Consider the following 6565-nt stretch of genomic DNA (forward strand, 5'->3'; position numbering starts at 1 on the left):
AATCTGATCAGCTCCATCGTTTGTCTTTTGAGTTCTCGCACTGACAGCTCTTGCTTTCGCAAGATAATAACCGCTGGATTGCCGTACAGGCAGATGATAATATCCGGACCGGGAGCAAGTCGGGTAAACCACCAAATCAAGCCACGGGGCAATTGAATACGAAACCGACGTGGATCCAGAGCCATATCGTAGGCATAACGATCGAAGAGGACGACAGCCGGCTGTCTGGCTATCCTAGGCCGAATCTCCAGCCAGTAACCCAAAACGTAATCCAGAATGTGATACGTCAGCCTGAGCAGCGACCCGATTCTGCCTGAAGGTTTCAAGCCGTGCGGGTTCGCAGCGGATACTCCCGCGGCACTTTTTACACCCTTGAAACGTGCAAGGGATGGAAGAAAGGAAGGTCTCAGATGGTAAGTGAAAAAAGCATTGTGAGTCGCCTCCTCCAGCACCGGACGGATTGCATCGATCATCGTGGACTTTCCGACACCATCAGCGCCTAATATGGCAACCATTACCCCCGGAGGATCGAGACAGCGTAGAATCTTGGACCATTGAGACAAAATGCGCAGCCTCACGAATTGCAGAGGACGTCTGTGCAATGCGTGCCAAGCAACGTGCCTGCGAATATTCCTGCAAAGAGGCCTGGCATTCGTTCCTGCCTTATCCTCAATGATAACCTTCCGCAGAACCGCGAGAGCTTTCGCCCCCATAGGCTCAAGGACCTGCTGTGCAGTTACCCAATCACTCCGAACAGCCTCCCTGGCCGCTTCCAAATAGCGCTCCGGTAGAGAGTTATTCTGAAGGACCTCTTTCAATACGCCCAGAACTCCCGCAAGCCATGCCTGTAACACAAATATGCCGTTATGTTTCTGGAATGTATTCAACACGGCGTTTCCGACAAGGGGCGCACCCTTGAAACTCAAACCAACATTCACGTCAATCCTGAGCCCCCACCATTCTCCATGTGGCCACAATGGGGGACCCAGCACATAGACCTTGAAGAATCCGACAGTGGCTGCAAGCCCTATGGCTACTGCGCCCACCGCCTCAATGACTTCCAACAGGACTTTCCTACTTCTCTGTTCTGAATCGAATGCCACAAGAATATCCAGATCGCTGCCGTCAACTCCATACGGCAATGATTCGTAGTTGCGCATCACGGCGTAACGGATATTACTTTGTTCAAGTTCCGCGAAAAGCCGGGAAAGAAAAACGTGCTGCGATCGGCTTCGTTTCGCATGAGACTGTTTGGAGAAATCCGAGAATTCCACATGCCCATCGGCTATCTTTCGATGGGAATTGTCCCGGCAGTCCGCCTCGGAGTCCGACAGGATCAATGCCTCGGTCACTTTATCCATGTGTTGTTCACCAAATCTTCCCACTGGATACTGGAGCGACAGATCCGGTACTGCGCACAGACAATTGTTCAATTGAGGAATGGAACGGCGGTAACTGCAGATATACGGCGACTGAGAAAAGCATCACGAGGAAGATGTTGTGGCTTGCAATGGTAGTGCCCGTGAGACTCCTCACGCACAGGATGACAACAACTCCCAGCATCTCGACCGAGATAATGCTGCTGGTCTTCCTTGCACACCTGTACACCTTGACCAACAGCACCCCCATAACCACAAGAACAATTCCCGCCCCCGCAATCCCAGTTGACAGCAGAGCATCTACGTAATCGGAATGCAGAGTTGCGGCTCCCCCCGCATCAAGCCTCTCGGCAAGCACCGAACGATTGGCACTCATAAACCCCAAGCCTATGGTCTTGGCCAACAGACTTGCATCCAGATACTCCGCGATAGCTGTCTCCCACCAAATCATCCTACCGGTCAGAAGGGCCAACCTCTCCAGATACATGCCACGAGTAAAGTATTCGCCTATCACACTGGCTATCAGGGCAACAAATGAGATCAGAAGAACCATCAACACTATCTTAGTGCTCCTCCGCTGGACTGTATTAGCCGTTATGGCCAACATGTAAGCACTAAACAGCCCCAGAAAGGCGGTCCGGCTCTGACTGAATACGAGAAAGACAACGGATATCAACAGCCACGACCAGACAACGACGTTACTATTACCGGCAGCCAACCTGCAGGTGTATGTGAAGAACAGGATCGCGGCCATGGCCCCCAGGCTGTTAGAATTAACCTGGATGAGAACACCGAATAGTTGATACGGTAAAATGGGTGATCCATATATCCTCATGCTCTCTTCAGAAATGGGCACCCGAAATGCCTCTGTGGGATTCACAATCGCCCCCACCAATGTCACAATCAGTATAAATTTCAGGAAACTCAGGCATAAATCATAGAAACGTTCACGCAGAGATGGGTCCCTCCGACAAGCAGACAAAACATACAATGACAGAAGGAACACGCATGACACTTCGAAGATCTTCCAAAACGAGAAGGCCCGCAACTGCGAATACACGATGGATGATGCAAGACCCAACACGATATACAGCATATAGCCAACATGAAAACCTCCCCATCCCCTGGGAAGCCCGCGCATTGACATATAGAGCAGCAGGTACAGGAATATCGCAATCAAAGCCACGACCTTGTGAAAGTTTGCGGCGTCGATAGGACGTTGAATCGCTTGATCAAATTCTCTCATCTCAAACAGGATGAGACTTGCAAAAACGAACAGGACGGGGACCGTTAATCTTAATGACCTTCGTTCAATATTCATGGGAATTGCCGAAATATCCTGGAACGGGCTTGTGGATTGCCGGCGATTGTTTGAACATGTGATGTATCAGCCACAATTGCGTGACCTCCCCTATGATCAGACCGACCAACGCCCCCGGGAGTCCATGGTTTATGGTAAACAGGTATGTTGCAACCAGGGACACGATGGCGCTGTACGTGTTGATTCTGCTCAAGTTCTTGAACTTCTTCAGTATCTGTCCAATCATTTCTGTACCATTGCGTAATGCCAGCAGGCACGTGTACAGGCTCCACAGCGCGGTGAGGGCAAACAGGCCACCGTATTTTTCACCCCACACGCTGTTGACGATCATGTCATAGCAACTCAACAGGATTGTACTGTAGGCTATTGCCACGGCCAGCAGAATGAAGGCCACCGCAAGCCCCAGCCTTCGCAACTGCAATTCGCCCCGCTCTCGAAAAGATGCCAGGCGAGGCATAGCCACTTGTCCCAGCGCCGGGGTGAGCATGTTCGCGGGTGCAACAAGCAGCCTCGAGGCATTGAGCTTCGCCACACCGACCGGCCCCAGAAGAGATGCAACCACTATCGTGTAAACCTGGATTCGTGCAAAATGGACCACACTGGCAATGCTGGCCCACTTTCCGCCACAGAATATTTCCGTCAGAGTCTCAATAAGTGCGCATAAAGGGTGCATGACGGGCAGTCTGCTCATGCAAAAACCCAGCAAGGCCCCGCTTGCCTGCGCTGTCGCGTAGACCAGCAGAGCAATTGCGGCGTCGAGAGAGCCCACGAAACGGTATTGTGTGAAGAGGAGGACCACGGTAACGACAGCTACCATGCTATGGATCGACAGCGCCCACGGTTCTTTGCGAACGTTATACGCATGTCCCGTAAAAAACTCTTTCAAGAGATGTGTAACGGAGGCGGCCATAACGGCTAACGCAAACATGGCGTGACGCGCCATGGAATCCCAAAACAAACCGCTTGCCAATAGCGTGACCACGCCAAGCGATACCGTGAGAGCGCAAAACGATAACTCCAGCAGCAATATCCGACCCGCGTACGGCTTACGTTCTTCTGGCGACTTGTCAGGAGTGTGAACAATCATCTGGGTCAAGAACAAAGCACTCCCAATACCTGCGTAAAAAAGGCTGATGGCGAAACCGATGCCGTAAAGTCCGAATTCCGCAGGTGACAGCAATCGTACAAGACAGATACCCAGCACGAAATTCGTACCACTACTCACCACCTGGTTGAGCCCGCTTACCACCAATGCCCTGCCCAATACCCTCTTGGCCTGGTATCCTCTTGCTGCAATTACCAGTTCCCTGATTCTAAACATCTTGCGCATCTACCCTTACCTTTTCCCATGTGAAGGAGCAACGGTCAGCATACAGCAGATCCCCGCACCGGCATGCTTCAGTGTCTTCTCTGTGCAGGTCAATGTCGGCCACCCTGAGATCAGAGCCGATTATTCAGGAACTCCCATCGCCTCAGGCCGTCTCCCGGCAGGACGACCGGCATCGGAAAGACGCCTTCAGGATGCACGCGATATCGTTCCTGTCCACGCTGGCAATGAAGTTGCCGGCCCTCTCCGGCGTGTACATCTTGCCGATGAGCCCCGACGCTTCCTCGTAACTCGTGTACCCGGACATTTCATCCTCCAGGCCGAGGCCGTCGAGCAGCTCTTCCAGGGCCGAAAGGAACGGGCCTGATTCGGGCAGGATCCCCCGGGCGCTGACGTACTTCAGGATGGAGGAAAGCGTGAAACCGCATGCCAGACCGTGAGGAACACCGAAATGGCTTGTCAACGGATAGGAGATGGAATGGGCGATCGCGGTCCTCGTCTGGTTGATCGCCAGGCCGGCAAGCATGCTCGCATACTGCATCTGTGCACGCTTTCCGAGATTGTCGGGCTCCTCGAGAACGTCCCTCAGGCTATCATTGACGTGCCTCAGCGACTGCACGGCCAGGGCCTGGCTGACGGGCGTTCTCTTCCTGTTCCACAGTGACTCCAGGGCATGCGATGCGGTGTCGAGGGCCCCGAACAAGGTTTCCCTGTATGGGAGCGTCAGCGTCAGGCGAGGATCGAGAAGCGCGTACCGCGGGAAAAGCTGGTCGTTGTCAAGCGAGAACTTTCGTCTCTCCGGCCGGTCCCAGACCGTCGCGAAGGACGTGACCTCCGCGCCCGTTCCCGCCGTTGTCGGAACGGCTATCACGGGGATCTTCGCGGGCCATCGTTCGGTCTTTCCGTCGCGGAATATCTCTGCCAGCGACCGTCTGTTCCTGTTCGCAAGTGTCACGGAGAGGATCTTCGCGGTATCAAGAACGCTTCCTCCTCCAAGGGCCAGGATACTGGCAACCTTCGCGTCCTTGTATACGGCCGTCATTTCGTCGAGACCATCGAGACCGGGATTCGGTCTCACCCCGTCGTGCACTATCGTTCTCGCGGCACCCAGCCGTGCCAGGACCCTTGCCGTCACGCCACGGTCGGTAAAGCCCCTCGAGGTTATGAAGAGACTCCTCCCTTCCGGGACAAGTCGGTGCAGTTGCTCGAAGGCGCCCGAGCCCGCGTATACCTGCACGGGATTATGATGGAACCACTGATAGGCCCTGACCCGCTCAACCATTTATGTGCTCCATGAATGCCCTTTTGTTCTGCTCCGGAGTCGCTGTCGGGCGACCGAGATCCTTCCGGGACCCTTTGGAGACTACGACCTCCAGCATCGCCGCCCCTTTCTGGTTCTCCAGTTGCTGCCAGCATCTCGAAAGGCTCGCCGCGTCGGTGGCCTTGTGATAGTGGGCGTAGCCGCAGGCCAACGCCATGTTCCTGAAGTCGATGCGATCCGCCACCGTCGGTTGCCCGCCCACCGATTCATGTGAAGCGTTGTTGAGGAGCACATGGAGAAGGTTCTTCGGCTTGAGGCTGCCGATGATGGGAAGGGCGCCCATGTGCATGAGCAGGGAGCCATCGCCATCGAGGCAGATCACCCGGCGCTCCGGTTTCCCGAGGGCCACCCCCAGGGCAAGAGAGGAAGTGTGACCCATGGACCCCACGGTGAGAAAGTCCCGCTGCCCCTCACCGCCTTCGGCCCGGATCTCGAAGACCTCCCGGGATGTCTTGCCCGTGGTCGCTATCACGATATCCTTCGCGCCTGCCAGGGAAAGGACCATTCTCAGGGCCGCTTCGCGTTTGAACGTCATCCTTTGCCTCACCTTCCGGTGGGAGTCGTGGTTCGAGAATGTGTCCTTTCGGACCACTATGGCAACGGGGGCCCTCTCCCGCTCGAGGTCCGAGAACACGTCTTCCAGGACTGCGCTGAGGACGCTGCCAGCCTCAAGGATGCTAAAAGGGATCTCCAACAGTTCGAGCTGGCCCGTTGTTATGCGACCCTGCTTCACATGCTGCGGTTCATCATTCACTCCCGGCTCTCCGCGCCATCCTATGATGAGCAGCACAGGGATCCGGTAAACCTCGGGATCCATAAGGGATGCGAGAGGGTTTACCGTGTTTCCCAGCCCGGAGTTCTGCATGTAAACGGCACCCCTCTTCCCCGTGGCAAGGTAGTGCCCCGCGGCCATCGCGACGGCATTGCCCTCGTTGGCCGCGATGATATGTTCGCCAGGCCGGCTGTGGTCGCTGAGATACGCGCAGAGGTTTTGAAGGAGCGAATCGGGCACACCGGCGAAGAAAGTGATACCCCTAGCCTTCAGAACCTCACAAAACTCTGCGGGTCTTATCATTTACCTTTCCTCACGCCCCCTCCCGTATCCTCTCGTACAGGGAGTAGGTGTGGTCCGTGTAGAGGAAGCCCTTCAACCGGCAGGCCTCGATGCCCTCGCAGGGAGGGTTGATGCCGGCCATCCTGAGGTCGTAGTCGACCAT

Annotated in this window: 6 protein-coding genes; all 6 read right to left on the reverse strand. The window is 55.1% G+C overall.

Annotation, left to right across the window (positions count from 1 at the left end; all coding sequences use genetic code 11):
- The coding region (locus tag GXX82_07040) for a hypothetical protein (protein ID NLT22786.1) at positions 1-1361 on the reverse strand (1361 nt) is incomplete at its 3' end.
- 7 nt (positions 1362-1368) lie between these two features.
- Positions 1369-2700: an O-antigen ligase family protein gene (locus GXX82_07045; protein NLT22787.1), complete on the reverse strand. Its 1332-nt coding sequence runs from the start codon at positions 2698-2700 to the stop codon at positions 1369-1371.
- Entirely contained in the window at positions 2690-4030 is a 1341-nt protein-coding gene (locus tag GXX82_07050) for a hypothetical protein (protein NLT22788.1), read from the reverse strand. The genes GXX82_07045 and GXX82_07050 overlap by 11 nt, the downstream gene beginning before the upstream one ends.
- Before the next feature lie 142 nt (positions 4031-4172).
- The gene (locus GXX82_07055; GenBank protein NLT22789.1) at positions 4173-5309 is read right to left on the reverse strand and encodes a phosphonoacetaldehyde reductase; all 1137 of its coding nucleotides are present in this window, start codon (positions 5307-5309) and stop codon (positions 4173-4175) included.
- Positions 5302-6423 (reverse strand): phosphonopyruvate decarboxylase, encoded by a 1122-nt coding sequence (gene aepY, locus GXX82_07060; protein NLT22790.1) that lies wholly within the window; start codon positions 6421-6423, stop codon positions 5302-5304. The genes GXX82_07055 and aepY overlap by 8 nt, the downstream gene beginning before the upstream one ends.
- Before the next feature lie 10 nt (positions 6424-6433).
- Positions 6434-6565 (reverse strand): GDP-mannose 4,6-dehydratase (locus GXX82_07065; protein ID NLT22791.1); only part of this gene is annotated, 132 nt, incomplete at its 5' end.

It is taken from the genome of Syntrophorhabdus sp. (genome assembly GCA_012719415.1).
Lineage (GTDB): Bacteria > Desulfobacterota > Syntrophorhabdia > Syntrophorhabdales > Syntrophorhabdaceae > Delta-02.